The organism is Allofustis seminis DSM 15817 (assembly GCF_000374325.1).
Taxonomy (GTDB): domain Bacteria; phylum Bacillota; class Bacilli; order Lactobacillales; family Carnobacteriaceae_A; genus Allofustis; species Allofustis seminis.
Map to the genome: position 1 here is coordinate 114,384 of NZ_KB894079.1, position 26,642 is coordinate 141,025.

General features: G+C 35.4%; 26 protein-coding genes and 1 other annotated feature. Of the genes, 21 read left to right on the plus strand and 5 right to left on the minus strand.

The genetic code is table 11. The annotated features are described in order from the left end of the window. Positions 1-38: 38 nt before the first annotated feature. The 6 genes from C231_RS0100545 (at position 39) to dtd (ending at position 5,791) form a co-directional block, all read left to right on the plus strand. Positions 39-788, plus strand: coding sequence for an NAD-dependent protein deacylase (locus C231_RS0100545; RefSeq protein ID WP_018658705.1), 750 nt, complete (start codon positions 39-41; stop codon positions 786-788). Between the two features lie 60 nt (positions 789-848). Beyond that, positions 849-1,394, plus strand: a complete 546-nt coding sequence (locus C231_RS0100550; protein WP_018658706.1) for a DUF3013 family protein — start codon at positions 849-851, stop codon at positions 1,392-1,394. Further along, positions 1,372-2,328, plus strand: coding sequence for a 50S ribosomal protein L11 methyltransferase (gene prmA, locus C231_RS0100555; protein ID WP_018658707.1), 957 nt, complete (start codon positions 1,372-1,374; stop codon positions 2,326-2,328). The genes C231_RS0100550 and prmA overlap by 23 nt, the downstream gene beginning before the upstream one ends. Beyond that, a complete protein-coding gene (gene deoC, locus C231_RS0100560; protein ID WP_018658708.1) occupies positions 2,325-2,975 on the plus strand; it encodes a deoxyribose-phosphate aldolase in 651 nt (216 codons plus the stop codon). The genes prmA and deoC overlap by 4 nt, the downstream gene beginning before the upstream one ends. 147 nt (positions 2,976-3,122) lie before the next feature. Then, positions 3,123-5,333 carry a RelA/SpoT family protein gene (locus C231_RS0100565; RefSeq protein WP_018658709.1) on the plus strand — a complete coding sequence of 737 codons (2,211 nt, stop codon included), beginning with the start codon at positions 3,123-3,125 and terminating at the stop codon, positions 5,331-5,333. Between the two features lie 11 nt (positions 5,334-5,344). Beyond that, positions 5,345-5,791 carry a D-aminoacyl-tRNA deacylase gene (dtd, locus tag C231_RS0100570; RefSeq protein ID WP_018658710.1) on the plus strand — a complete coding sequence of 149 codons (447 nt, stop codon included), beginning with the start codon at positions 5,345-5,347 and terminating at the stop codon, positions 5,789-5,791. 77 nt (positions 5,792-5,868) lie between these two features. On the opposite strand, the gene C231_RS0100575 is transcribed toward dtd, so the two are convergent. Then, entirely contained in the window at positions 5,869-7,242 is a 1,374-nt protein-coding gene (locus tag C231_RS0100575) for an N-acetylmuramoyl-L-alanine amidase family protein (RefSeq protein ID WP_018658711.1), read from the minus strand. 242 nt (positions 7,243-7,484) lie between these two features. Further along, positions 7,485-7,680: a binding site (T-box leader), on the plus strand. A 72-nt stretch (positions 7,681-7,752) separates the two neighbouring features. On the opposite strand from C231_RS0100575, the gene hisS reads away from it, so the two are divergent. The 11 genes from hisS to C231_RS0100630 all read left to right on the plus strand — a co-directional run bounded on the left by hisS (position 7,753) and on the right by C231_RS0100630 (position 18,779). Then, entirely contained in the window at positions 7,753-9,024 is a 1,272-nt protein-coding gene (gene hisS / locus C231_RS0100580) for a histidine--tRNA ligase (protein WP_018658712.1), read from the plus strand. A gap of 23 nt (positions 9,025-9,047) precedes the next feature. Then, positions 9,048-10,865 carry an aspartate--tRNA ligase gene (gene aspS, locus C231_RS0100585; protein ID WP_018658713.1) on the plus strand — a complete coding sequence of 606 codons (1,818 nt, stop codon included), beginning with the start codon at positions 9,048-9,050 and terminating at the stop codon, positions 10,863-10,865. Continuing rightward, positions 10,865-11,764, plus strand: a complete 900-nt coding sequence (locus C231_RS0100590) for a deoxyribonuclease IV (protein WP_018658714.1) — start codon at positions 10,865-10,867, stop codon at positions 11,762-11,764. The genes aspS and C231_RS0100590 overlap by 1 nt, the downstream gene beginning before the upstream one ends. A 126-nt stretch (positions 11,765-11,890) precedes the next feature. After that, positions 11,891-12,265: a GntR family transcriptional regulator gene (locus tag C231_RS0100595; RefSeq protein ID WP_018658715.1), complete on the plus strand. Its 375-nt coding sequence runs from the start codon at positions 11,891-11,893 to the stop codon at positions 12,263-12,265. Continuing rightward, the gene (locus tag C231_RS0100600) at positions 12,258-13,109 is read left to right on the plus strand and encodes an ABC transporter ATP-binding protein (RefSeq protein ID WP_018658716.1); all 852 of its coding nucleotides are present in this window, start codon (positions 12,258-12,260) and stop codon (positions 13,107-13,109) included. The genes C231_RS0100595 and C231_RS0100600 overlap by 8 nt, the downstream gene beginning before the upstream one ends. Continuing rightward, complete coding sequence (locus tag C231_RS0100605) at positions 13,109-13,735, plus strand: ABC-2 transporter permease (RefSeq protein ID WP_018658717.1); 627 nt, start codon at positions 13,109-13,111, stop codon at positions 13,733-13,735. The genes C231_RS0100600 and C231_RS0100605 overlap by 1 nt, the downstream gene beginning before the upstream one ends. A gap of 154 nt (positions 13,736-13,889) precedes the next feature. Then, positions 13,890-14,831 (plus strand): tRNA (adenosine(37)-N6)-dimethylallyltransferase MiaA, encoded by a 942-nt coding sequence (gene miaA / locus C231_RS0100610; RefSeq protein ID WP_018658718.1) that lies wholly within the window; start codon positions 13,890-13,892, stop codon positions 14,829-14,831. Next, positions 14,828-16,072, plus strand: coding sequence for a GTPase HflX (gene hflX / locus C231_RS0100615; protein WP_018658719.1), 1,245 nt, complete (start codon positions 14,828-14,830; stop codon positions 16,070-16,072). Before miaA ends, hflX begins: the two co-directional genes overlap by 4 nt. Then, positions 16,072-17,004, plus strand: a complete 933-nt coding sequence (recX, locus tag C231_RS07485) for a recombination regulator RecX (RefSeq protein ID WP_018658720.1) — start codon at positions 16,072-16,074, stop codon at positions 17,002-17,004. Before hflX ends, recX begins: the two co-directional genes overlap by 1 nt. After that, positions 17,001-18,191 (plus strand): A/G-specific adenine glycosylase, encoded by a 1,191-nt coding sequence (mutY, locus tag C231_RS0100625; protein WP_018658721.1) that lies wholly within the window; start codon positions 17,001-17,003, stop codon positions 18,189-18,191. Before recX ends, mutY begins: the two co-directional genes overlap by 4 nt. Positions 18,192-18,242: 51 nt before the next feature. Then, positions 18,243-18,779 carry a DUF402 domain-containing protein gene (locus C231_RS0100630; protein ID WP_018658722.1) on the plus strand — a complete coding sequence of 179 codons (537 nt, stop codon included), beginning with the start codon at positions 18,243-18,245 and terminating at the stop codon, positions 18,777-18,779. Positions 18,780-18,819: 40 nt separating this feature from the next. Here C231_RS0100630 and C231_RS07490 read toward each other — a convergent pair whose 3' ends face one another. Next, entirely contained in the window at positions 18,820-19,929 is a 1,110-nt protein-coding gene (locus tag C231_RS07490) for an FUSC family protein (protein WP_018658723.1), read from the minus strand. Positions 19,930-20,082: 153 nt separating this feature from the next. Between C231_RS07490 and C231_RS0100640 the strand changes: the two genes are divergently transcribed. Genes C231_RS0100640 through trmL form a run of 3 tightly spaced genes read left to right on the plus strand, consistent with a single transcriptional unit; the run spans position 20,083 to position 22,034 of the window. Then, positions 20,083-20,343: a YtxH domain-containing protein gene (locus C231_RS0100640; protein ID WP_018658724.1), complete on the plus strand. Its 261-nt coding sequence runs from the start codon at positions 20,083-20,085 to the stop codon at positions 20,341-20,343. Positions 20,344-20,373: 30 nt separating this feature from the next. Then, a complete protein-coding gene (queG, locus tag C231_RS0100645) occupies positions 20,374-21,531 on the plus strand; it encodes a tRNA epoxyqueuosine(34) reductase QueG (RefSeq protein ID WP_018658725.1) in 1,158 nt (385 codons plus the stop codon). Then, complete coding sequence (gene trmL / locus C231_RS0100650; protein ID WP_018658726.1) at positions 21,528-22,034, plus strand: tRNA (uridine(34)/cytosine(34)/5-carboxymethylaminomethyluridine(34)-2'-O)-methyltransferase TrmL; 507 nt, start codon at positions 21,528-21,530, stop codon at positions 22,032-22,034. Before queG ends, trmL begins: the two co-directional genes overlap by 4 nt. Positions 22,035-22,080: 46 nt before the next feature. Here trmL and zwf read toward each other — a convergent pair whose 3' ends face one another. Beyond that, complete coding sequence (gene zwf / locus C231_RS07495; protein ID WP_018658727.1) at positions 22,081-23,508, minus strand: glucose-6-phosphate dehydrogenase; 1,428 nt, start codon at positions 23,506-23,508, stop codon at positions 22,081-22,083. A 149-nt stretch (positions 23,509-23,657) separates the two neighbouring features. On the opposite strand from zwf, the gene C231_RS0100660 reads away from it, so the two are divergent. Then, positions 23,658-24,989 carry a DEAD/DEAH box helicase gene (locus C231_RS0100660; protein WP_018658728.1) on the plus strand — a complete coding sequence of 444 codons (1,332 nt, stop codon included), beginning with the start codon at positions 23,658-23,660 and terminating at the stop codon, positions 24,987-24,989. Between the two features lie 63 nt (positions 24,990-25,052). Here the strand turns inward: C231_RS0100660 and C231_RS0100665 are convergent, their stop codons facing one another. Together C231_RS0100665 and C231_RS0100670 are read right to left on the minus strand one after the other, a co-directional pair. Further along, on the minus strand, positions 25,053-25,847 hold the full coding sequence (locus C231_RS0100665; RefSeq protein WP_018658729.1) for a DUF1189 family protein: 795 nt from the start codon (positions 25,845-25,847) through the stop codon (positions 25,053-25,055). A gap of 12 nt (positions 25,848-25,859) precedes the next feature. Further along, positions 25,860-26,549, minus strand: coding sequence for an RluA family pseudouridine synthase (locus C231_RS0100670; RefSeq protein WP_018658730.1), 690 nt, complete (start codon positions 26,547-26,549; stop codon positions 25,860-25,862). Between the last annotated feature and the right edge of the window lie 93 nt (positions 26,550-26,642).

Below are 26,642 nucleotides of genomic sequence, written 5' to 3' on the forward strand. Positions count from 1 at the left end.
TAGCTTTAAGTGAGTCTTTTTTTAAAAGGAGAATCATAATGAATAAAATTGAACAATTTGCACAACAGTTGAAAGATAGTCAGCGGATTGTTTTCTTCGGCGGAGCAGGGGTGTCGACAGAAAGTGGTATTCCAGACTTTCGCTCAGCAAAAGGACTCTATCGTGAAGATTCTCCATATGAAGTGCCCGTTGAAGCGATAATTTCGCATTCTTTTTATGAAGCGCATCCAAAAGAGTTTTTTGATTATTATTTTGAGCATTTAGTATTTGAAGAGGCACAGCCTAATATCGTGCACAAAAAATTAGCTGAGTTAGAGCGATTTCGCAAGGTAACAGTTGTGACGCAAAATATTGACGGCCTTCATTCACAAGCTGGCTCGTCCGATGTTCAGGAGCTACATGGCACGATTTTTGATAATCATTGTACACAATGTGGAGCATATGTTCCTTTAAAAGAACTAAAAAAAGATGACAATAAAATTCCACGCTGTCCGCATTGTCATGGTATTGTGAAACCAGATGTTACTCTTTATGAAGAGCAGCTCCCAACTCAACCCTTAATGCAATCAATCGAAGCGATAGCCAAAGCCGATATGTTGATTGTCGGAGGAACATCACTTGTTGTCTATCCAGCTGCTGGTTTGATTCGTTATTTTCATGGGAAATATTTTACATTAATTAACAAAACCCCTCTAGGACAGACATATGGTGCCAATCTTATTTTTGAAGATAAATTATCAAATGTTTTTAAACAATTGCCTGCTTTTGAACAATTATTCAAAAAATGAAGATTATATTTTAAAAATATGTTAAAATACTTAGTATAGGCTAAATTTTAAGGAGCCCTTATGAAAAAATTAAGTGATTACTTGTCAGAACAGTTAAAAATGCGCGCTTCTTTTTTTGACTGGAAAATTATTGTCGATAGCCAAAAACAGATCATATTCATTAAATTACATGTAACAGCAGAAAATGAGCGTGGAATATATATTCAAGATGAATATGGCCAAATATCAAATGATAAAATTATTCATTATGAGCAAGCTATTTGTTTTTATAATGAAGAATTGCCACTACCTGATCCGAAACATTATTTATTTTCATATCCAATAAATGTACATGTAGGAATTGAAGTGGGCGTGGTCGATGCTATTTTGAAACATCTTGTATTATTTGCTCATGAAGTAGCACTTCAGCTAAAGGAATTTATTAATGATGGAAAAAGTAATATCTTTTTGCCACATTGGAATATGGTTGATTTTGAGAATACTATTCAAACATTAAAGGACTTAAAGCACTACTGTATGGAACGACTTGCAGCTGACTTTGATTATGAACCGACATCAATTGAAAAATTGAGAGGTGATATGCATGGCGTTGTGGAAAGAATATAAGATATATGTGGACAGTGGCGATGTAGATCTTGTGAGTCAAGCCTTTATTGCGTTAGGTTCAGAAGGTGTCTCGATTGAAGATCCAAAAGATGCACTGCCACACCCTAACATTGATGAGATATGGGATATTCCATTAGATAAATTTCCACGCAAGGATGCACTTATAAAAGCCTATTATCCTATTCAAGATGACACCAACAATGTAGCAGAGCAGCTCAAGTGTCAGATTGAGAATTTATATGAAAATCAGTTGATTCAAGAGTGTTATAACTTCACCTCTGAAGTTGTGAATGATGAAGATTGGCTATTTGAATGGGAAAAATATTATCAACCCATCCATTTATCAAAGTCCATTCAAATTATCCCAAGCTGGGAAAAAGATAAAGGATTTGAGATACAGCATTGTGAGAATATTTATTTAAATCCGGGGGTGGCTTTTGGAACAGGTGATCATCCAACAACCCAACTTTGTGCTGAAGCCATCGAAGAATATCTTGACAATTCGGCGATTGTTTATGATGTAGGCACTGGTTCTGGTATTTTGGCCATTATAAGTGCCCAGCTCGGAGCAAAGAGTGTTTATGGTTTTGATTATGATGCACAAGCCATTCATTCTGCTGAACAAAATGCTGCATTAAATCCATTAAAAATTCCCATTCAATTTGAGCAAAAGGATTTATTAGAGAATGTGACGAAGCCTGCCGATCTCATTATTGCTAACATTTTAGAACCTATTATATTACGCTTGATTCCAATGATTCCACCTTTATTGAATCTGGACGGAGTATTTATAATTTCGGGTATTTTAAATGAGCAAGTCCCACATATAAAGAGAAAATTAGCTGAACATCAATTAATTATTAAAGCAATAAAAAATAAAGGAGAATGGGCAGCAATTATCGCTACCCATAAAAATAAGGAGGACAAAAAATGACCAACATTGCAAAATATATTGATCATACACTACTAAAACCGGATGCAACTCAGGAGCAGATCAAAAAGCTGACAGATAAAGCAAAAGAGTATGGTTTCATGTCAGTCTGCGTAAACCCTACTTGGGTGAAATTCTGTGCAAATGAATTAAAAGATTCGGATGTTAGAGTTTGTACAGTCATCGGATTCCCACTAGGGGCAAATACATCTGAAGTAAAAGCATTTGAAACACGAGATGCAATTGCTAATGGTGCAGATGAAGTAGATATGGTTATTAATATTGGTGAATTAAAAGCTGGCAATACAAAAGATGTCCAAAAAGATATCGAAGCAGTTGTTGAAGCAGCTAATGGTACATTAGTGAAAGTCATCATTGAAACATGTCTATTATCTGAAGAAGAGAAAGTAGTAGCTTGTCAATTAGCAAAAGCTGCTGGAGCGGACTTCGTAAAAACGTCTACTGGATTCTCAACAGGTGGTGCAACAGCATCTGATATTCGTCTAATGCGCGAAACTGTTGGAGAAGAAATGGGTGTTAAAGCATCAGGTGGCGTTCACAATTTTGAAGAAGCGATGGCCATGATTGAAGCAGGTGCTAGTAGAATTGGAGCATCAAGCGGTATCGCGATTGTCCAAGGTGCTAAATAATTAATATGAATAAAGCAGGGGAGAATTTATTCTCCCCTTTTTTTTATGAATGCTTTTAATAGAATAGTTGCAATCCTTTGTTAGACTGATTACAATAAACTATAAACATATTTTATCCGGTGGTTGATTAGAAGAAGAGGGATGCCCATGTCTAGAGAAAAAGTTTATACGGCTGAAGAGGTCTTTGATATATGCAAAGAGTATATGAATGATGACCATATTCGATTTGTCGAACGTGCATATGCTCTTGCAAAAAAAGCTCACAAAGGACAAATGCGCAAATCAGGCGAGGAATATATCACGCATCCTGTTCAAGTTGCTGCTATTTTGGCGGAGCTGCATATGGATCCCGCTACGATTGCTACCGGTTTTTTGCATGATGTGGTAGAAGATACAGAGTATACACATGAAGATATTGAACGCTTATTTTCTGCAGAAGTAGCTGATCTCGTTGAGGGCGTGACGAAACTTGGAACATTTAAATTCAAATCCAAACAAGAAAATCAAGCAGAAAATCATCGCAAAATGCTTTTAGCTATGGCCCAAGATGTCCGAGTTGTCTTGGTCAAATTAGCGGACCGTCTTCATAATATTCGAACAATTAAATATCATCGTCCAGAAAAGCAAAAAGAAATTGCTAGAGAGACACTCGAAATATATGCACCACTGGCAGATCGTTTAGGGATCAGTCGAATGAAGTGGGAGCTTGAAGACACTTCTTTTCGCTATTTAAATAGTGAAAAATATTATGAAATTGTACGATTAATGGCTTCGCGCCGCGAAGATCGTGAAAAATATATTAATAAAGTCATCGAAGTGATTCAAACGGCCATTGATGAATTGGGAATAGAGGCTGACATCTATGGTCGGCCTAAACATATTTATTCTATCTATCGTAAAATGGTAGACAAAAATAAAGAGTTCAATGAAATTTATGATCTATTGGGCATTCGCGTACTTGTGCATTCAATTAAAGATTGTTATGCCGTCCTTGGAGCTATTCATACGGAATGGAAACCGATGCCAGGTCGTTTTAAGGACTATATTGCAATGCCAAAAGTTAATATGTATCAATCGTTACATACGACGGTTCTAGGCCCTAATGCCACACCACTAGAAGTCCAAATTCGAACATATCAAATGCATGAAGTTGCTGAATATGGGGTGGCGGCACACTGGGCATATAAAGAAGGAAAATCTGCAGATCATCAAACTGACATGAGTCGTCAGCTTTCATGGTTCCGAGATATTATTGAATTTCAAAAAGAATCAGATAATGCTGGTGAATTTATGGAAGCAATTAAAGAGGATATATTTACCGATAAAGTCTATGTATTTACGCCAAATGGTGAAGTCATGGAGCTTCCAGAAGGTGCCAGCACATTGGACTTTGCATATCATATTCACTCCGAAATCGGAAATAAATCAACAGGAGCTCGTGTTAATGGCCGAATTGTTCCACTAAATTACAAATTAAAAACGGGCGATATTGTCGAGATTATCACGTCAAATGCATCACAAGGACCAAGTCGAGATTGGTTAAATTTCGTAAATACTTCGAAAGCACGCAACAAAATTCGTCGCTTCTTCAAAATTCAACATCGCGATGAAAATATTGAAGAAGGCAAGACGCTCATCAAGCATCTACTTCTTGATCAAGGGTTTAAACCTAAAGATATTTTAACGGATGATAATATCCAAAATGCTGTTGAAAGTACTTCTTATAAAAATCAAGATGATTTATTTGCAGCGGTAGGGTTTGGAGAAGCGAAGCCACTGACCATTATTAATCGACTGACGGCAGATATACGACGTGAACGGGAAAAAGAAATTGAAAAAGCTAAAATTGAAGAAGCCGTTCTAGAAGTTGAAAAGAAAAAACAGCCTGAAAAAGTGAAAATTCGTCATGAAGACGGTATTGTGGTGGAAGGTGCAAGTAATTTATTAATTCGAATTAGTAAATGTTGTAACCCCGTTCCTGGTGATGATATTGTTGGTTATATTACGCGTGGACGTGGTATTTCAATTCATCGCCGTAATTGTCCAAATGTAAGACAAGGCACAAGTAATTATAATCGCCTCATTGAAGTGGAATGGGAAAATATGAATGCCCCTAAAAATTATATGACTGACTTGGAAGTTACTGGTTATGACCGCAATGGCTTATTAAATGATGTCTTACAAGTTATTAGTAGCATGACTTCTTCATTGAAGCATATTCAAGCAAAAGTAAGTCAAGAACATATGGCGATTATTAACTTTACTGTAGCAGTGTCTAACACAAAAGAATTGCAAGAATTAATGAAAAAAATAAATCAAATCCCCGATGTTTATAATGTCAAACGAGTCGTAAACTAAAGGAGAATATTATGCGAGTAATTATTCAACGCGTGAGTCGCGCATCTGTTTCGGTGCAAGAAGAAGTCATAGGAGCCATTCAAAAAGGCTTTATGATTTTAGTAGGTGTCGAAGATGATGATAATGATCAAGACGTTTTATATTTGGCACGAAAAATTAGCAATATGCGTATTTTTGACGATGAAGAAGGAAAGATGAATCGCTCATTAAAAGATGTTGGTGGAAGTGTTCTATCGATTTCTCAATTTACACTTCACGCTCAAACAAAAAAAGGGAATCGTCCGAGCTTTATTGATGCGGCAGCCCCTGAATATGCTAATAAATTATATGAACAATTAAATGAATGCATACGAGCAGAGGGTATCACTGTAGAAGAAGGAAAATTTGGAGCCAATATGCAAGTAGCACTTGTTAATGATGGCCCAGTGACAATATGGCTTGATTCAAAAAATAAATAAATAAAAAGCATCTTATGGCTGATGTGTTCTAAAAGACACTGTGCATAAGATGCTTTTATTTTATATTATAAATGATATTATTGACCATAATAGTCGCGAAGTGCTTGATAAATTGCTTCGGCAACAGTAGCTTGATAGTGATCTGTTCGAATATGTTTCAAATCTACAAAATGATTCATATAGCCTAATTCAATTAAGATTGCGGGCTGGGTATTTTCCCGTAAGACTTGGAAATTTCCAAAGCGGGTGCCATTATTTGGCAATTCTCCTTGAGTGGCTAGATAATGACTAATCGTTTCTGCAATGTCTAGATCGGCATCGTTATAATAATAAGTCGTTGTACCACTCATCATGTTAGGAACTTCAAGAGAGTCAAAATGCAAACTGATAAATAAATCTGCATGATTTTGATTAGAAATCTGTGCTCTTTCACCTAAGCCGACATCGCGGTCCTCTGTACGTGTCATAATTACATTGGCGCCAGCATCTTGCAAACGTGCTTGTAATTTGAATGATGTGTTAAGTGCTAATTCTTTTTCATAGACTTGTTCATCAGTAGAAATAGCTCCTGGATCTGTTCCACCATGTCCTGCATCAATCACGATGGTCGCTTCAGATAAATGAGTGTTCACACGCGCATGATAATTTTTGCGATTTTCTTCTTGGGATACTTCGACTTCTTCAGAAAAATCATTCGTATGAGCCGATGCTAGCCAATTTCCAATATATCCATATTGATCAGGCGCAACTTCCACATAGAACCAGTCCCCCTCTGAATATAAATAGTTAAACTCTTCACCATAGGTAGCGTGATAGATAACTGAACTATTACTTGTCGGTTCCATATAGATTTCTGCCGCTTCCGCATCAATTGAGACGTATGATTCATAATCAATGATCCGTTCAAGCGATGCTTCCAGCTGAGTAGGCGCTGCTATTATTTCCAGATAGTCGCTATTAATCCAAGCAACTTTTCCCATATAAAGCACTTGATACCAATCGCCATCTTGATAGACAATTTCAAGTTCTGCATTTTCTGGAATAGTTCCGATAATTTCTGATTCGGCAGAAGCATATTGACGAAGATTAACTTCAGGTGCATTAATTACACGACCATATTGAATGGAATCTGGTGTAATTTCTTCTTTTTCAACGAGCCAACTGGCCACCCAGCCTAATTGATCATTTCCAATGCGTACTTGATACCACTGATTTTCTTCGGACAAGATTTGTAAACGATCGTCTTGATTAACCTGGGTGAGAATGTCATAGGAAAGTCCTGGACCTAGCCGGACATTGAGAACATTAGCCATGACGACAACGGTATTTTCATTAGCTAAAGCGATCATACTTCCAATTCCGGCAATAAAAAATAAAAGTATAATAGCTAAAAATGTTTTTAAAGATGGAAGATATTTTTGTACTTTAGCATTTGAATAATTAGAGTTCATAATTTCACCTCTTTTATATGCTTTTTGACCTATTATAGCAGTCTTTTTAAGGAATTAAAAGAAATAGTTTCAAAATAAGACAAATATTTAACATAACTATTTCATATAACAACTATTATCAAAAATATTAGTTTGCTTATACAAATATAAATGAAAGAAGATACTTGTTGTCTAGTAATGTAATTGAACCACTGTAGATTGACATTTCTTTCAATATGTAGTAGCATTTAAACAGTAAAATAAAAATACCGAAGATGGAAAAGAGTAATAGTACTGGATGTACAGAAAGGTTGTAAAAGCTGAGAGCAACTCATCAAAAGGCTATGAAAGACATTCCAGAGGTTAGCATGAAAATGTTACGTATTCAGGCGTTAACTGATGAAAAGATAGATGATTAATCTAAATGTAGGTGGCACCACGTGAAGCGACGTCCTTATTTTTGCATTGGCAAAATGAGGGCTTTTTTTGTGAGCAGATTTATTTAAAAATAAAAAGAGAAAGGATATCAATATGAAATATCAAAAAATACGCGGAACGGCAGATATTTTGCCAAATGAAGGCGAGAAATGGTCGCTAATTGAAAATAAATTAAAAGAAATTTTGATGCATTATTACTATCAGGAAGCTCGTCTTCCGATATTTGAACAATTTGAACTATTTGCGCGAGGGGTTGGCGAGACAAGTGATATTGTTTCAAAAGAGATGTATGATTTTTACGATAAGGGAGAACGCCATTTAGCGCTTCGACCTGAAGGGACTGCTGGCATGGTTCGTGCCTATGTTGAGAATAAATTGTATGGACCAGAACATCACAAGCCACAAAAATATTTTTATATTGGACCGATGTTTCGCTTTGAACGTCCTCAAAATGGTCGTATGCGACAATTTCATCAATTAGGCGTCGAAGTATTTGGAAGTAAGAATGCTGCGGTTGATGCAGAAGTCATGACCTTAGCTTATGTGATGTGTCAATCACTTGGATTGAAAGATCTTAAATTATATATCAATTCTCTGGGCAGTAATGAAGATCGCATTCAATATCGTCAAGCACTTATAGATTTTTTAACGCCACATTTTGCTGAGCTATCGAAAGATTCACAAGAACGACTGCACAAAAATCCATTACGTGTCTTAGATAGTAAAGATCCTCAAGATCAAAAAATAGTTGCGGCAGCACCTAATATCTTAGATTATTTAAGTGAAGAATCTGCACAACATTTTGGACAAGTACAAGAAATTCTTCAAGCTTTAAATATTCCTTACGAGATTGTACCAAGTATGGTAAGAGGGCTTGATTATTATAATGATACAATTTTTGAGCTAGTTACGACTTGCGATATTTTAGGAGCAGGTTCCACCATTTGCGGTGGAGGACGATATGATCAACTTGTCGAAGAGGTAGGTGGTCCTGAGACTCCTGCTTTTGGATTTGCGATGGGGCTTGAGCGTTTAATGATCCTACTTGATGAAGCGGATGATTATTTTGCAAATTTACATAAATTGGATGCTTATGTTATTACAATCGGTCAAGCAGTGAATGCTGAAGCAGCTAAAGTAACAAAAGCTTTGCGCGACTCTGGCTGGAAAGTTGAGCGTGAATTTATCGGACGAAAACCAGGTAGTCAATTTAAATCAGCAGATAAACTGAATGCTTCTTATGTATTCACGATGGGTGAGAATGAACTTGAAACTGGAATTGTCAATATGAAGCACCTAGAAACAGGACATGAAGTGCCAGTGAAGCTGGAAGATATTTATAATTTTAAATTGAATTTAAATTAGAAAAAAAGACAGGGAGAATTAGTATGGAAAGAACGAATTATTGTGGACGGATTAATCAAACATATCTTGGACAAGACGTTGTATTAAAAGGATGGGTACAGCGAAGAAGAGATTTGGGCGGAATGGTTTTTGTTGATTTAAGAGACCGCGAAGGGATTGTCCAAGTAGTTTTCAACGAAGAAACCAATGAAAAAGTATTGAAAACGGCCCATGAATTACATTCTGAAGATGTGATTGAAGTTATTGGGGAAGTAGCCGAACGCATTGATGGCCAAAAAAATGAAAATTTAGCAACAGGATCAATTGAAGTTGTCGCAAAAGATTTAAAAATATTAAATGCAGCTCAAACGCCGCCTTTTAATATTGCACATCATGAAGGGACATCGAATGATTTACGCTTAAAATATCGTTATTTAGATTTAAGAAACGAAAGAATGCAGCGCAATCTCATGCTACGCCATAAAGTAACACATGCGATCCGCAACTTTTTGGACAAACATCAATTTATAGATATAGAGACTCCTTATCTAACGAAGTCGACACCTGAAGGCGCGCGCGACTATTTAGTGCCTTCACGTGTGCATGATGGTAAATTCTATGCATTGCCTCAATCACCACAAATTCTAAAACAACTCTTAATGGCAAGTGGATTCGATCGTTATTATCAAATTGTTCGCTGCTTCCGTGATGAAGACCTCCGTGGAGATCGTCAGCCAGAATTTACACAAGTGGATTTAGAAATGTCCTTTTTATCGGAAGAAGAAATTCGAAATTTAATGGAAGAAATGTTGAAATATGTTGTGAAACAAACTTCCGGTCAGGAAATTAAAGCATCATTTCCAGTCATGAATTATGATGATGCAATGGCAAATTATGGTTCCGACAAGCCAGATATTCGCTTTGAAATGTTGCTCAAAGATGTTACAGGTGTCGTGAAAAATTGCGATTTTAAAGTATTTTCCTCCACCATTGAGCAAGGCGGAGCAGTTAAAGGACTTACAGTCGCTGGCGGTGCCGATCAATTTACGCGCAAACAAATTGATGCCTTACAAGAAATTGTAAGCCAGCATGGAGCAAAAGGCTTAGCTTGGTTAAAAGTGACAGAAGAAGGATTCTCTGGTCCTATTGCTCGCTTTTTTGAAGAAGAAGCACTTCAAAGTTCATTGATGGATGCTATGGGAGCTGAAGCAGGGGACTTGCTATTATTTGTTGCTGACAAATTGCAAGTTGTACATGCTGCATTGGGCGATTTACGTGTTCATTTAGGTCAGATGCTGAAACTATATGCACCAGATGAACTTGCATTCTTGTGGGTTGTCAATTGGCCTTTATATGAATATGATGAGGAACAAGGACGTTTTGTAGCATCTCATCACCCATTTACCAGACCTCAGGCACAAGATATCGAGAAATTATCAACAAATCCTTATGACATCCGAGCACAAGCATATGACATTGTCTTGAATGGTTATGAAGTAGGTGGGGGAAGTTTACGTATTCATGAACGTGAGCTTCAAGAAATGATGCTGCATACGTTAGGATTTTCTGATGAAGAAATGTATCAACAATTTGGCTTTTTGCTGGAGGCTATGAATTATGGATTCCCGCCACATGGTGGAATCGCATTGGGACTGGACCGTTTAGTTATGATTTTAGCAAATGAGCCTAATATACGTGAAGTTATTGCTTTTCCTAAAAATGGTAAAGCTGCCGATCCACTCACAGGGGCTCCTTCCATGGTATCAAAAGATCAATTGGATGAGTTACATTTAAAAGTAACGGCTTCAAAAGAAAAGATGGTAGCTGATAACGTTTTTGATTTTGGACAGGAGGATGAATAATGGTTCTTTTAGGTTCGCACGTTAGCATGAAAGCCCCAGATTTTTATTTGGGATCAGCGCGTGAAGCTGTGGGTTACGGTGAAAATACTTTTATGATTTATACGGGAGCGCCTCAAAATACACGACGTCGCCCGATTGAAGAAATGAAAGTACCCGAAGCTTTGGCTTTTATGGACGAAAATAATATTGATGTAGATCATATTGTGATTCATGCTCCTTATATTGTGAATTTAGGAAATACAAACAAAAAATCTACTTATGAGTTTGGTGTGCAATTTTTAAAAGAAGAAATTAAGCGTGCTGAAGCCATGGGAGCAACACAAATGACGCTTCATCCAGGTGCTCATGTAGGGGCTGGTGCCGCTAAAGGTATTGCACAAATCGCCAAAGGATTAAATGAAGTGCTAAGAGCTGACCAAACTGTTCAAATTGCACTAGAAACAATGGCAGGAAAAGGTACTGAGATAGGACGAACTTTTGAAGAACTCCGAGCAATTATAGATCAGGTCGATTTAAAAGATAAGCTTTCTGTCACTATGGACACGTGCCATATTCATGATGCTGGATACAATGTCAAGGAAGATTTTGACGGTGTGTTAGAACAATTCGATCGCATTATTGGACTTGACTATTTGAAAGTAATTCATGTAAATGATTCAAAAAACATTCGCGGAGCACATAAAGACCGTCATGCTAATATTGGTTTCGGTGAAATTGGCTTTGATGCCCTTAATTATGTTGTGCATCATAAGCAGTTAAAAGATTTACCCAAAATTCTAGAAACACCATTTGTAGGTGAAGATAAAAATAATAAAAAACCGCCTTATAAGTTTGAAATTGAAATGTTACGTGAACAAATATTTAACCCCAATTTATTGGAAGATGTTATGAATCAATAAAAATAAGACTTATAATACAGCCTTTCTAAGTGGAAGGCTGTTTTTTTATTATGAACACTTGACTGTTAATAAGTGTATATGTATACTATACACAGTAAAAGAAATATAAAATAAGGTGAGTCACCAATGAATATTCAAATAAGTAATTTAAGCAGTGAGCCAATCTATTTACAAATAAAAAATCAACTAAAAGCAGCAATTATCACAGGTGAAATGAAGGAAGATGAACAATTACCTTCAATTCGATATTTGGCCAAAGAATTAAGAATTAGTGTCATCACCACAAAGCGTGCTTATGATGAATTGGAAGCTGAAGGATTTATCACATCAGTTCAAGGAAAAGGGAGCTTTGTGAGCCGTCAAAATGAAGAATTGATTCGGGAAGAACAATTAAAACAGATAGAAGAAGCATTGATGGAAGCGATTGAGAAAGGGAAATTAATAGGACTTACGATTGAAGATTTACAAAAAAATTTAGAAGTATTGGGAGGTCATGATTAAAATGGAATATGCAATTGAAGTGCATCAGCTCATAAAACGATATGAAGATTTTACCTTAGGCCCAATTGATCTAAAAGTTCCAAAAGGCTATTTAATTGGCTATATTGGTGAAAATGGTTCGGGTAAAAGTACAACATTAAAAGCAATTTTAGGTCTTATTCAGCCAGATAGTGGCAAAATAACTGTTTTTGGAAATCAAGTAAAAGATAACCCACAATTATTGAATAAAATAGGGGTAGTATTTGATAATTTATTTCTTCCAGGTGAAATGAAGCTAAAGGAAGTGGGAAAATATTGTAGCTTATCATTTACAACGTGGCAATCGAAGCAATTTGAAGAATATCTCCACCAATTCAAACTTTCTCCAAATAAAAAAGTTAAAGATTTGTCGCGAGGAATGAAGATGAAATTATCGCTATCAATCGCCCTTTCTCATCAAGCGGAACTTTTAATCTTGGACGAAGCGACAAGTGGATTAGACCCAGTTGTACGTGATGAAATTTTAGATATTTTATTGGAATTTTTACAAAATGAATCGCATACTGTACTCATTTCTTCCCACATATTATCTGATCTAGAAAAAACAGCAGATTATATTGCCTTTTTACATAAAGGAAAGCTACTTTTTATGGAACAAAAAGACCAACTTATTGAAGAATATGGTCTATGTTCTGTCAGCAATGAAGCTATGAAAACAATTGACCCAGAAGCAATTGTGGGTAAGCGAAGTCATGCTTTTGGACAAGAGTTACTTGTTAAACGCTCACTTGTTCCAGAAAGTATGGAATTATCAAAGCCGAGTATTGAGGATATTATGATTTTTATTATAAAGGGGGAAGTCTAATGATTGGCATATTTTATAAAGATATCGTCTCTTCAAAATTATCATATTTTTTGACAGTAATTATTTCCTTGGTGATTATTTTTTATGCGATTAGTCAGCATCAGACGATTTTTATTCCTTTTTTATTTGTTTATCTTCCAATTATACTGACGGGTGTGGCTTTCACCGTTGAAGAGCAATCGTCGAATATAAAATTCATTTTGACAACGCCCATCTCACATACAACATATGTTAAAAGCAAATATATTTTTACATTGTGTTTTTCTTTTTTGGAATATATTTCAAGTCTTGTCGTCTTTAAAGATCAATTTGGAAATTTACAGACACCTTCATTAATTGGAGCGCTTGTATTCTCACTTCCTATCATTATAACGAGCATCCAAATTCCATGTATTTTAAAGTTTGGTGCTGAAAAAGGCAGAATCATTATGGTAGCTACTTATTTTGGTTTATTTGCTCTAAGTAACCTTTTAAGTGATAAATTAGAAGTCATTATCAGCAAATTACAAAATATTGGCATGTCTTATGCATATTTAGTCACTGCAGGGATATGCTTGAGTATTTTGATGATTATGGCTATTTCAATAAAGATAGGAACACTTATTGTGCAATATAAGGAATATTAACCATTTCTTTAATAGCAAAATCTCCTGTAAGATGTCAATTGACACTTACAGGATTTTTATTTTCCAAAATAAATAGTCTTAATTATTTTTAGCAGCATTTTTTATATATTTTGATCAATATGGTATAGTGGAAAGAAATGAAAGGGGGATTTTCGTGAAAAAAGTTATTGTAGTTGTAGGTCCTACTGCCGTAGGGAAGACGAGTTTGAGCATCGAGCTTGCACAGACATTTAATGGCGAAATTATTAGCGGCGACTCCATGCAAGTGTATAAGAATTTAAATATTGGGACTGCTAAAGTAACTGAAGAAGAAATGGCGGGAATTCCTCATTATTTATTGAGTTTTCTACCTGAAGATGCTGATTATTCTGTTTCTCAATTTCAAGCCATTGCACGAGAAAAGATTGATTTTATTCATTCTCAAAATAAAATACCAATTATTGTGGGAGGGACAGGGCTATATATTGAATCGCTCCTTTATGATGTCACGCATGGAGGAGGTGCAGCTCCTCTGCCAGAATATCGTGCACAATTGAAATCTTTTGCCTTAACAAATGGAAATCATGCACTCTGGGAAAAGTTAAATGCAATTGATCCTCAAGCTGCTATCAATATTCATGAAAATAATGTGCACCGAATTATTCGAGCTCTTGAAGTGTATGAACAGACAGGAATGATTTATTCAGCCTATCAGGGACAGCGCCAAAAGAAATATCTCTTGTATGATGCCTTTATCATCGGTCTAAATACAGACCGACAACTTTTATATCAGCGCATCAATCAGCGAGTCGATGCTATGATGGATGAGGGGCTAGTAGAAGAGGCCACATGCCTTTTTGAAAAAGTAGCAGAAACTTCTCAAGCATTTAAAGGTATTGGTTATCAAGAATTTATTCCTTATTTTCATGGGGCAATTAATTTGAATGATGTCAGAACAAATATAAAACAAAACTCAAGACATTATGCTAAAAGACAGTTGACTTGGTTTAGAAATCGCTTAAATGATGTTCATTGGTATGATTTAGTGCAACATCCACAGGATAAAAAACATTTATTACTCCAATTAAACAAATTCTTAAAGGAGGGAGTGGAATGAAACAGACCGAAAAAGCCATTATTGTTGCAGTGCAAACAATAGAAAAAGATCCTGACTTTCAATATTCGATTATGGAATTAAGAAACTTAGTCGAAAATACGGGCATTGATATTGTAGGAGAGGTTGTCCAAAAAAGACAGACTCCCGATCTAAAAACTTTTATAGGCAAGGGCAAAGTTCAGGAGTTAAAACATTTGGTCGAAAAATTAAAGGCCAATGTCATTATTTTTAACCAGGAATTGTCACCAAGCCAGATTCGAAATTTGCAGCAATTATTGGAAATTAAAATTATTGACCGTATTCAAGTTATTTTGGATATTTTTGCATTACGTGCCCACACAAAAGAAGGTGCATTGCAAGTGCATCTCGCACAGCTTAACTATTTGTTGCCACGATTAGCTGGACATGGTGTCAATATGTCAAGATTGGGTGGTGGAATTGGAACGCGTGGTCCTGGTGAGACAAAGCTTGAAACAGACCGCCGTCATATTAATCGACAAATAGCAGATATTCGTCGTGAATTAAAGAAGGTGAGCGCTCATCGTCGAAGAAGCCGCCACTACCGTAAAAATAGTCAAGTCATTCAAATTGGCTTAATTGGGTATACGAATGCTGGCAAGTCAAGCTTGCTAAATGCATTGACAGATGCACAAACATTTGAAAAAAATATTTTATTTGCTACGCTTGATCCGCTAACTCGGAAAATAGAATTACCTAGTGGCTTGCAAGCGACTTTAACGGATACTGTGGGCTTTATCCAAGATTTGCCGACACAATTGATTGAATCATTCAAATCAACGCTTGAAGAAACACGCGATGCAGATTTATTACTTTATGTGGTCGATGCATCGGCAGTAAATATTGATATTCATGAAAAAACAGTCTTGAATTTACTAAAAGAATTAGAGTTGGATCATATTCCAATGCTTACCATTTACAATAAGAGAGATTTATTAATACATGAATTTTATCCGACTTTGCATCCTTCAATTTTAATGTCAGCACATGAACCAGAAGATATCTTACGATTAAAAGAAAAAATTGAAAGTACCTTATTAAGTGAGATGCAGTCATATTACATTGAAATTGCTGCGAATCGTGGTGATTTACTTCATCAAATAAAAAAAGGAACGATTGTCAAAAGAGAAGAATTTTCTGAGGATAAAGAGTGTTACATGCTTGAAGGATTTGTAAAAAAAGATGCTAAATGGCTGATTGAAGAATTAAAGGATGGAAGATAATGAAAGAAGAAACAAAACATCTTATCAATTTATCAAAGGCATCATTTAAAAAAGAAGATGACCATAAAAATTTAGAAAGTAATATAACTAATTTTACTCTCCCACAAAAAAAGCACTTTGGCAATCAACCAATTATTACACAAATTCAAGCACAGAAGCAGGCAGGCCGTTACAATATTTATATTGACCATCAATTTGCATTTGGTATTGATGAGAATATCTTAATTCAATATCAACTTCAAAAAGGAATGGAAATTCCTCAGTCCTTTCAGGAACAGATTCAAAAACAAGAAAAAATTCAAAAAGCTTATCAAAATGTTTTAAATTATTTAAGCTATGGCTTGCGTACGGAAAAAGAGATCGAACATTATTTGCTAAAAAAAGAATATTCCGATGAAATTCCCGCCGTCATTGACAAGCTGAAAAAAATGCAATTGATTGATGATTTCCATTATGCCAGCAGCTATGTGAGAATATCGGCAAATATTTCCCGAAAAGGGCCATACCGTATTCGGCAAGAATTGCTAAAAAAAGGAATCAATGAAGAGAATATTCAAAATGCAATGATAAATTATCCAGTACAACAACAATTAGAAAATGCAAGTCATTTAGCAGCTAAATATTTTAAAAAATTAAAAAATATATCACAGCGCGAGGCTCAGAGTAAAATCATGAAGCATCTACAAATGAAAGGCTATGATTTTGATGTAATTCAAGAGATTATGGCTGATAATATATTTGAGATGGATAGTGATGACGAGTTCGCTACATTAAAAGCATTAGGATTACGTACATTGAAGAAATATACTAAAAAATTTCCAGATGAACCATATCAAGCACGTGAAAAAATGCTCGCATATTTATATCGGAAAGGTTTTAAGAAAGAATTGATCGCCAAATTTCTTGAGCAGTTGGATGAGGGATTAGATTGAAAATCATTGACATAAAAACACTGAAAAATGAATATAAAATTGATATTTGGACAAGTACCCAAATACGTCAATTTCAAAAACAACTGTTAGATTGGTATGATGAGCACCAACGTCTTTTGCCTTGGCGTGAGAATAAAGATCCTTATCGTATCTGGATTTCAGAAATCATGCTACAGCAAACTCAAGTAGATACTGTCATTCCTTATTTCAATCATTTTATGGAAAAATTCCCATCAATTTATAAATTGGCTGAAGCAAGTAAGGAAGAAGTATTAAAAGCATGGGAGGGGTTGGGTTATTATTCAAGGGCCGCTAATTTACATATTGCGGCACAACAAGTTATTGAAAATTATGAAGGGAAAATGCCAAATAGCTTTGATGAGTTGCAGACTCTTAAAGGAATTGGCCCCTATACTGCGGGAGCAATTGCAAGTATGGCCTTTAATCAAAAAGTTCCAGCAGTTGATGGCAATGTAATGCGTGTTGTAAGCCGATTATTTGAAATTGATTTAGATATCAAACGGCCTAAAAATTTTAAAGTGTTCTTTTCAGTAGTTTATCATTTATTAGATGAAAAACGTCCAGGAGACTGCAATCAAGCTTTAATGGATTTGGGAGCGACTATTATGACCCCTAAAGCATCGCGTCCCGACTTGTCACCCGTTAAGGCCTTTGATGCATCTTATTTAAATGAATCTTGGGAGCATTATCCAGTGGTTGCTAAAGCTAAAGCACCGAAATTGATTCGAAAATGGGCCATTGTTGTAAAGAATGAAGATGGACAATATTTACTTGAAAAACGCCCAGACAATGGTCTATTAGCGAATATGTGGACATTTCCATTAGTAGCAGAAAATGACCTTCAAAAAAGCAAGGATGGAAAAATCGCCAAAATGTTTAATGATACATTAGATATAACAGATGAATTTGAAAAAATTAAAGCATTTATGCTGGAAAATTATAGCATAAATATTCATTTAGAAAATGATATTGTCCATCACGTTCGGCATATTTTTAGTCATCTAGTTTGGGAAATATTAATGATTAATACAACAACTAATGCCACCAACACTCCGCAAAATTGTGAATGGACAGCAGCTGATAAATTTGGACAATATGCTTTTCCAGCGGTACAAACTAAATTAATTCAAGCGTTAACGGAGCATATCCAAACGACGCTTTTTTAAGATGTTATGGTTTGTGTTATAATACATGAAAGCGATGAAAGGAGTCTGTGCATGAAAAAGCCTAAAGAAGGTCAATTTATTACAATCAGCAGTTTTAAGCATGATGGACATCACCATCGCACATGGAAAGATACAATGGTGCTGAAGACAACTGAACATGCATTAATTGGTTGTAATGATCATACATTGGTAATTGAGGATGATGGGCGACGCTGGCGCACACGAGAATCGGCGCTTGTATATTTTCATGATAAATATTGGTTTAATGTTGTGACTATGATTCGCCAAAATGGCATATCATATTATTGTAACCTTGCCTCACCTGTACTTATTGATTCTGAAGGCGCAAAATATATTGATTATGATTTAGATGTGAAAGTTTTTCCTAATGGAGAGAAGAAGCTGCTCGACATTGATGAATATGAAGTTCATAGTAAACGCTGGAATTATCCACCTGAAATGGACTATATTTTGAAAGAAAATGTTAAAATATTAGTAGACTGGATAAAAAATGAAAAAGGCCCTTTTTCACCTGAATATGTCGACCTTTGGTACAATCGATATAAAGAATTAACGGGCAAAAAATAAAAAGACCGTCACGAATAAAAGAGTGGCGGTCTTTTTTATTTTATTCTTCAAAATGTGCTTCAAAGCTTCCATTTTTACCTGAGCGTTTCATATAGGAACTCATTAATGTATTCAAATGTAAAAGTTGCTCTTCATATTCAAAGATTTTTGCCATGATAGAAATTAGCGTATTACTTTTAATAAAGTCTACTTGTTTTAATGCAGTGTCGCTAGTTGCTTCGGAATAAAGAGCTTCCATAAAACTTTTGCGTAAGTCTGCTTTATAGTCCATAAAGTTCACTTCATCTGGCAAAATTTTACCGCTCCATTTTAATAGGATTTGTTCATGCGCGGTCATCAATGTTTCGAGTCGTTCGCGGATTAATGTACGGCGTTCAAAGGGCATATGGTTAATGGTGTCTTCAGATTCAATTAAAAGTGATGTCAAATCATAAAGAGCCTGACTAGCTTTTAAAGATTGGCGAGATACAGCTACTTTTCGCAATAGTTCATAATATTTTTTGCTGCTAAGTTTTGTGAATAATGGATCGCGAACATATAGATAATACATATTCAATTTTGTCAATTGTTCATGAATTTCTTCTATATCGCTTCGCATAATCATATATTGCGAATTTTTTCGCAAAATAGCACGAACATACTTAGTCAAACCGTCTGTAATTTTTAATGTTAAATTATAAAATTTAATATCATAACGCGGTGGAAAAACTAGCAAATTCACTAAAAAGGCGATAATTACTCCGATAATCGTGGCTAATACACGTGTTAGGGCAGCAGCTACTTGGTTATTGGCATCTTGTGCATTTAACATGATAATAACTAAGGCGGATACGGCTAGGCCGATCATGTCATTTAATTTGAGTGCATGTAAAATGGCAATTAGAATAAGTGCAGCCAGAGCAATCATAAGATAATTATTGTCAAAGTACATTGTAAAAAAGATGGCAATCAAACCACCTAATGCGTTCGCAAATACACGATTGACAATATAGTTATAAGTTTCCCTTACGGAAGGATGCATAGAAAAAATAGCCGCAAAAATTGCTAAGTCGGCTGTTTCTGGAATTCCAAGCAAAGAAGGGATCACAAGCGATAAATAAATTGCCAGCGCTGTTTTTAACGTTCGGGCACCGATCTTCAATGCAATCATCACTTTCTTCATGTAATTATCTTTAGTATAATAGATATGTAAATATAATACTACATATTTCATGTTCTAACAGCAATAACTTGACAGTTTGTAAGCAGTAGTCATTTCTCGTTATAATAAGTGCATATAATATTTCATAAAAGGAGAATTTATATGAAAAAAGTATTCACAGTCACAGGCATGTTAGTGGGTGGCATTATCGGTGCAACGGCAGCTTATTACCTTGCCCCTAAAAACGGTGAAACATATCAAAAAGAATTAAAATATACTGCTTTAAAAGCGGAAGAAAAAACATATGAATGGCTGGTCAATCTGTTAAATAAAACCGCTGCTATTTTAGATGGCAATTCAGATAACTTGCACCAAATAAAAACTAAACTTCCAGAAATAAAAATAACAATTACAAAAGATTAAGCAATGATTAGTTAGGAAGGAGTCGCGACATTGTGTCCAACGCCTGAACAAAAGATAATCGCAAAAGCAAAGACCATTGGCATCGATAAAATTGGATTTGGAACGGCAGCTCCCTTTGAAGAGCTACTAGAAGGTTTGTATGAACAAAAAAAGAATAATCATACCTCTGGCTTTGAACATCCAATTATAGAAGAACGCATTTATCCCCAGCTTGTTTATGATCATCCTAAGAGTTTTATTTCGGTTGCTTTAGCATATCCTACACAAATGAAGGAAATACCACTAAGAGAAAAAGGTAAACGCAGAGGAAGTTTTGCTCGTGTAAGTTGGGGTGTTGACTATCATGTACTATTGCGCGAAAAGCTAGATGTATTGGTCGCTTTTTTAAAAGAAGAATTTGGGACAGACTATTATTTTGAGCCAATGGTTGATACAGGTGTTTTTATTGACACTGCAGTTGCTCAGCGTTGCGGTTTAGGTTTCATTGGCAAAAATGGTCTATTAATTACTAAAGAATTTGGCTCTTACGTTTATTTAGGCGAAATTATTACCGATTTGAAATTGGAGCCGAATGCTATCATTGAAAATGGTTGCGGTGAATGTAATCGCTGCATTGATTCATGTCCAACAGGTGCATTACTAGGGGATGGGCGCATGAATGCTAAGAGATGTCTATCATATCAAACACAAGTGCGCGACTATATTCCCGAAGAATTTCGCAAAAAAATGGGACATGTGATTTATGGATGTGATATTTGTCAGATGTGCTGTCCTTATAATCGTGGCATTGATTTTCATTTGCATGAACAAATGGAGCCTGATCCAGAAGAAGCAATGCCCCTACTGCAACCATTGTTAAAAGTGTCAAACCGCGAGTTTTCGCAGCAATATGGACATCTTTCAGGCAGTTGGCGTGGTAAGAAACCTATCCAAAGAAATGCCATTATTGCTTTGGCAAATAGTCGAGATAAATCAAGTGTACCACTTCTTCTTGAGTTAATTGAAAATGATCCACGTCCTGTAATTCGCGGAACGTGTGCCTGGGCTGTCTCTCAAATTATGCAAAAAGATGCAAATGAACAATTACTTACATATTTAGAAGCAGCCTATTGCAAAGAAGTAGATAAACAAACGCGAAATGAATTTCAAAAAGCAATAAATTTATTAAAAAAAGAAGGGCCTTTATGAATCATATTGTATTATTTCAACCAGAAATCCCACCTAATACGGGGAATATTGCACGAACATGTGCCGCAACAGATACTGCATTACACTTAATTCATCCTTTAGGATTCGATTTAAGTGATAAGCATCTAAAAAGAGCCGGTCTGGATTATTGGGATCAGCTTTCCATTACACATTATGAAAGTTTGGAAGATTTTCTAGATAAGACTAGTCATGATAATTATTATTTAATTACAAAGTTTGCTGAAAAAACATATTCGGATATTGATTATAGTGATACATCCAAAGACTATTATTTTATTTTTGGTCGTGAAACATCAGGGCTTCCGGAGTCCTTTATGAAAAAATATAAAGAAAAATGTTTACGCATTCCGATGGATGACCAACATGTGCGTTCTCTTAATTTAAGCAATGCTGCAGCTATTATTATTTATGAAGCATTGCGCCAGCAAGCATTTGAGCAATTGGATCGTGTCACTTATTACAAAGAAGATAAGCTAAAATAAAAAAACAGCCGATTTTTGGCTGTTTTTTTATTTTATAATGTAGTGATCAATTATGAGTGTCATCCAATAAATGGACAGCGGCCTCTGGCCCGATAGTATGTGCTTTATATTCATAAAGTGGAGAATCATTGGTCTGCCAGCTGGCAATGATTTTATCTACAAATTTCCATGAAGCCGCTAATTCATTCCAATGTACAAAATGAGCACGATCCCCAACAAATACATGATATAAAAGTTTCTCATAATCATCAGCGGGGGCAATTGTTTCTTCGGGCTTGAAATATAGCGCATCAGTCTCTAATGTATATTCTGCTTTCTTCCCATTCAATAGGATTTCTATTGATTGTTCAGGATCAATCAAGATTGAGATATAATTGGCGCATTGATTAGAGTAGAGGGATTCATTTGTTTTTTTCAAAAGAATATCCACTCGTGTTGCTTTTTGAGTTAAATATTTTCCTGTTCTAAAGTAGATTGGCACGTGTTGCCAGCGATGATCGTTGGAATATAATTTTCCTGCAACAAATGTCTCGGTTTGAGAATGCTCGGATACGTCTTTTTCTTGGCGATAGTCAGTAGTTTCAAGGTCATGTTCATTTTTTATATATTGACCACGAATGATTCGCTCATCAACATTTGTGCTATCGATCGGCTCAAGGTGCAAGAGAGCTTCGGTTTTTGCTTGACTAATAGCGTCTCCTGAAAGATCGTGCGGCATATTCATTAATAAAAGGCTCAGCAATTGGAGAATATGATTTTGAAACATGTCTCTAAGTGCTCCTGTTTCATCAAAATATGACCCGCGTTCACCGATGCCAATGATCTCATCTAAAGTAATTGTTATAGAGGCAATGGATTCTTTGTCCCAGATTTTTTCGATGAGAGGATTAGAGAAACGAAAGGGAATAATGGCTTGAATCCATTCTTTTTCTAGATAATGGTCGACACGATAAATTTGTTGTTCGGTGAAATTTTCCATGATTTCATCATTTAATTGTTTGGATGTGTTGTAGTTGCTTCCAAATGGCTTTTCGATCACAAGACGTGTCTGTTCTGGGCAAGTTTCTAAATGTTGTGATTTTAAATGATGTGAAATTGTGCCAAATAGTCGTGGAGAAACAGACAAATAAAAAATTCGATGCCCATTTGTTTGATATTTTTCTTCCAATGTTTCAATAAGTGCTTTTAATCGTACATAATTATCTGTGTCAGTTACATCATGAGATTGATAATAAAAATGACTTGCAAATTTCTCGACATGTTGAGTATTCTCTTTATTATCACCAATCGAGCGAATGACGACTTCACGAAGATGATCATTCGTCCATTCTCGTCGTGCTGTACCAATTATGGCAAAATTTTCACTTAATTGATTTTTTTTATAAAGTTCATACAAAGCAGGGTAAAGCTTGCGATAAGCTAAATCACCAGTGCCACCAAAAATGGTTAATACTGCAGGCTGTAATCGTTTCAAAGTATGTTCCCCCCGTAATATGTTCAACGCTATTTTACTTTTTTAAATGATTTCAAGCAACATCTACGCTTAATTCTTCACTTTCTTTTTAAAAGCCTTTCCAGTAAAATGAATAAGCGACTGACGAAAATAGAAAAAGAGGTGAGAAAATGTCAGAAAATATAACATTCAAATCGTTTAATTTTCAACCATTTTTATATAAAGCACTTGATCAATTACAATTCAAACAACCGACTCCTATTCAAAGTAAAATTATTCCCGCAATAAAAAGCGGTCGTGATATTATTGGACAGTCTCAAACTGGATCGGGGAAGACGCATGCTTTTTTACTTCCGCTTATTAATGAAGTTGATCCTTATCGTCGAGAAGTTCAAGTTGTAATTATTGCCCCAAGTCGGGAGTTGGCAACACAAATCTATCAGGATGCAACACAACTTGTTGCCAATAGTCCTGAAGAGTTAGTTATTAATTTATATGTTGGTGGAACAGATAAAAAAAGACAAATAGACTCACTTATAACGGGTCAAGGGCAACCACATATTGTGATTGGAACACCAGGACGTATCTTAGATTTAGTAAAAGAAAATGCATTAAAAACTTATACGGCACAGTACATGGTAGTGGATGAAGCAGATATGGCACTGGATGCAGGTTTTTTAGAAGAAGTCGATTTAATTGCGGGAACATTGGATACTCTCAGTCAACTTTTAGTATTTTCAGCAACGATTCCGACACAACTCGAGCCATTTCTTAGAAAATATATGAATCAACCACTTGAATTGCGCATTGAAAGTGAGGACAAAATAGCAGATACGATCGCAAACTACTTAATTTCTACACGAAGTCATGATCGGCGCAAGATCTTATACGATATTTTAACGATTGGCTCCCCTTATTTAGTGTTAATTTTTGCTAATACAATTGAAACAGTTGAAGAAGTGGCACATTATTTAGCAGATAAAGGCCTAAAGGTCGGGGTATTGCATGGTGATTTAACATTTCGTGAAAGAAAACGCATTATGCGCGAAATTCATCAACTTGACTATCAATTTGTCGTTGCAACTGATTTAGCAGCTCGTGGTATTGATGTCGAAGGCGTCAGTCATGTTATCAATTATGAAATCCCTCAAGATTTATCCTATTTTGTTCATCGTGTTGGTCGTACGGGACGTATGGGGCTTGAAGGAGTCGCCATAACATTTTATTCTCCTGATGAACAAGAAAGTATCGATAAATTAGTAGCATCTGGTATTGTATTTGAGGAGAAAGAATTGAAAAATGGCGAGCTCGTTGAGCGCCGAAGCTATCAAGAACGTCAAAATCGTAAAAATAAAAAAGAAAAGTTTGAATATGATCCAGAAATTGCCTCACTAATTAACAAGTCCAAGAAAAAAGTAAAGCCAGGATATCGCCGAAAAATTCGTCAAAAAAGAAAAGAAGTTAATCGTCGAAATCGGCGTTTAAATAAAAAAAGAAAGTAATTAAAAAAAGCATCTTTTCAAATATGTCCTTTAAGCGACAGATGAAAAGATGCTTTTTAATACTTATAATTTTTGGTTTTTTATCATTTTATCTTTCATATTATTTAAGCTCTGTTTCATTAAAAAGGCAGTAAAGATTAGGCACAATTCAAAGCCATATGGAACAGTTCCGACAAATGCAGTTGCTACGGCTACAATTGATGTGGGGATGAAACTTGCTAAGAGTGCCATTTTTAGCGATTGGCTGAATTTCAAACGAATTCCCATAAAAAGTGCGATTGATTGCCCAAATAATGACGAAATCCATAAATAAAGAATGGTGAATAATAGTGTAATAATAAACGCGATGCTCACAATAACAAGTATTAATCTTAAATTGAATTGTCCTACATTATGCAAAATATTAATAAAGATAGCATGAGAAAAATCAGGTAGGCTTGCGTAATTTTTACGATAATGAACGGCATTATTTGAAAGAAGCACGTCTAATTCTTTTTCATGCAGCGCGATGGTTACTTGTGGATTTAACGATTTATGATTATATTCTACTTCTTGTGAGGTAACTTGATCATTTGGATCAAAGAAAAATAGTAACGATGATGTCTGATAGGAAAAGCCTTCTGCATCTGAGATAAGTTGTTTTTTTTCGCTATCAATCTCAAAATTAGGTACATGATTTGAAATTATTTGTGCATCTTTATTCAATTGAATAAAATCAGGAGCTAATCGGATAGCATATCCTAAAGCTGTGATTAAGTTCAAAAGCACAATAAAAAGAATCATCATCTTTTTAGTAATATTGCGCCCACGATATATTTCTTGGGGATTTAGATAAGCAATTTTTAAAAAATTTAACATATTAATGTTCCTTTACTTAAGTTGAGAAAGAATTACTGCAAAATCTTTCCAGACAGATTGAGGTGCTGGAAGTGATTTGAAGCACATTTTTTCTTTTTTTGTTGGATGAGTAAACTCAAGTGCATAGGACCAAAGTGCAATTTGCTGGTCGAATTCACTAACAGCTTGTCCATATTTTTGATCGCCAATGATAGGGTGCCCAGCAGCACTTAATTGGACACGAATTTGATGAGAACGTCCAGTTTGTAACTGAACTTTTAATAGAGAACGTCCATTTTTTTTGGAGATTTCATTATAATTCAAAATAGCTTTTTTTGCCCCTTTTTTTGACGGGCTTACGACATAACTTATATTATTTTGGCGATCTTTAAAAAGATAATCTGTCAATTTTCCAGAAGATTCAGCAAAATTATGATCGACTACTGTCAAATAAGTGCGTTTGATTTCTTGGAGCCGCAATTGATTAGAAAGGCGTGAGGCTGCTTTCGATGTCTTAGCAAAAACCATCACACCTCCTACTGGACGATCTAGACGGTGAATCAAGCCCAAATAAGCCTCTCCTGGTTTGTTATATTTTTTGATTAAATAATTTTTTAACAGGCGCAATAAATCAATGTCTTGGGAAGCATCTTCTTGGACAGGAATATTGACGGGTTTTTCGACAATTAGTAAATGATTATCTTCATAAATAATGTTTACCAATGATTTCACCTATTCTTTTCATTCATGATAACGAATTTCAAGAAAAACTGCTAGCGTTTAGTTGTTCGTTTGAAAAAGTAAATATGTTACAAT

Bases quoted from the DNA above. Each gene is read 5' to 3' on its own strand.
- deoC (WP_018658708.1), top strand. From the start codon at position 2,325: ATGACCAACATTGCAAAATATATTGATCATACACTACTAAAACCGGAT.
- C231_RS07490 (WP_018658723.1), bottom strand. From the start codon at position 19,929: ATGATTGCATTGAAGATCGGTGCCCGAACGTTAAAAACAGCGCTGGCA.
- recX (WP_018658720.1), top strand. From the start codon at position 16,072: ATGAAAGAAGAAACAAAACATCTTATCAATTTATCAAAGGCATCATTT.
- C231_RS0100640 (WP_018658724.1), top strand. From the start codon at position 20,083: ATGAAAAAAGTATTCACAGTCACAGGCATGTTAGTGGGTGGCATTATC.
- dtd (WP_018658710.1), top strand. From the start codon at position 5,345: ATGCGAGTAATTATTCAACGCGTGAGTCGCGCATCTGTTTCGGTGCAA.
- C231_RS0100665 (WP_018658729.1), bottom strand. From the start codon at position 25,847: ATGTTAAATTTTTTAAAAATTGCTTATCTAAATCCCCAAGAAATATAT.
- C231_RS0100590 (WP_018658714.1), top strand. From the start codon at position 10,865: ATGGTTCTTTTAGGTTCGCACGTTAGCATGAAAGCCCCAGATTTTTAT.
- C231_RS0100545 (WP_018658705.1), top strand. From the start codon at position 39: ATGAATAAAATTGAACAATTTGCACAACAGTTGAAAGATAGTCAGCGG.
- aspS (WP_018658713.1), top strand. From the start codon at position 9,048: ATGGAAAGAACGAATTATTGTGGACGGATTAATCAAACATATCTTGGA.
- C231_RS0100600 (WP_018658716.1), top strand. From the start codon at position 12,258: ATGATTAAAATGGAATATGCAATTGAAGTGCATCAGCTCATAAAACGA.
- C231_RS0100660 (WP_018658728.1), top strand. From the start codon at position 23,658: ATGTCAGAAAATATAACATTCAAATCGTTTAATTTTCAACCATTTTTA.
- hflX (WP_018658719.1), top strand. From the start codon at position 14,828: ATGAAACAGACCGAAAAAGCCATTATTGTTGCAGTGCAAACAATAGAA.
- C231_RS0100630 (WP_018658722.1), top strand. From the start codon at position 18,243: ATGAAAAAGCCTAAAGAAGGTCAATTTATTACAATCAGCAGTTTTAAG.
- C231_RS0100605 (WP_018658717.1), top strand. From the start codon at position 13,109: ATGATTGGCATATTTTATAAAGATATCGTCTCTTCAAAATTATCATAT.
- C231_RS0100565 (WP_018658709.1), top strand. From the start codon at position 3,123: ATGTCTAGAGAAAAAGTTTATACGGCTGAAGAGGTCTTTGATATATGC.
- C231_RS0100550 (WP_018658706.1), top strand. From the start codon at position 849: ATGAAAAAATTAAGTGATTACTTGTCAGAACAGTTAAAAATGCGCGCT.
- C231_RS0100575 (WP_018658711.1), bottom strand. From the start codon at position 7,242: ATGAACTCTAATTATTCAAATGCTAAAGTACAAAAATATCTTCCATCT.
- prmA (WP_018658707.1), top strand. From the start codon at position 1,372: ATGGCGTTGTGGAAAGAATATAAGATATATGTGGACAGTGGCGATGTA.
- C231_RS0100595 (WP_018658715.1), top strand. From the start codon at position 11,891: ATGAATATTCAAATAAGTAATTTAAGCAGTGAGCCAATCTATTTACAA.
- trmL (WP_018658726.1), top strand. From the start codon at position 21,528: ATGAATCATATTGTATTATTTCAACCAGAAATCCCACCTAATACGGGG.
- hisS (WP_018658712.1), top strand. From the start codon at position 7,753: ATGAAATATCAAAAAATACGCGGAACGGCAGATATTTTGCCAAATGAA.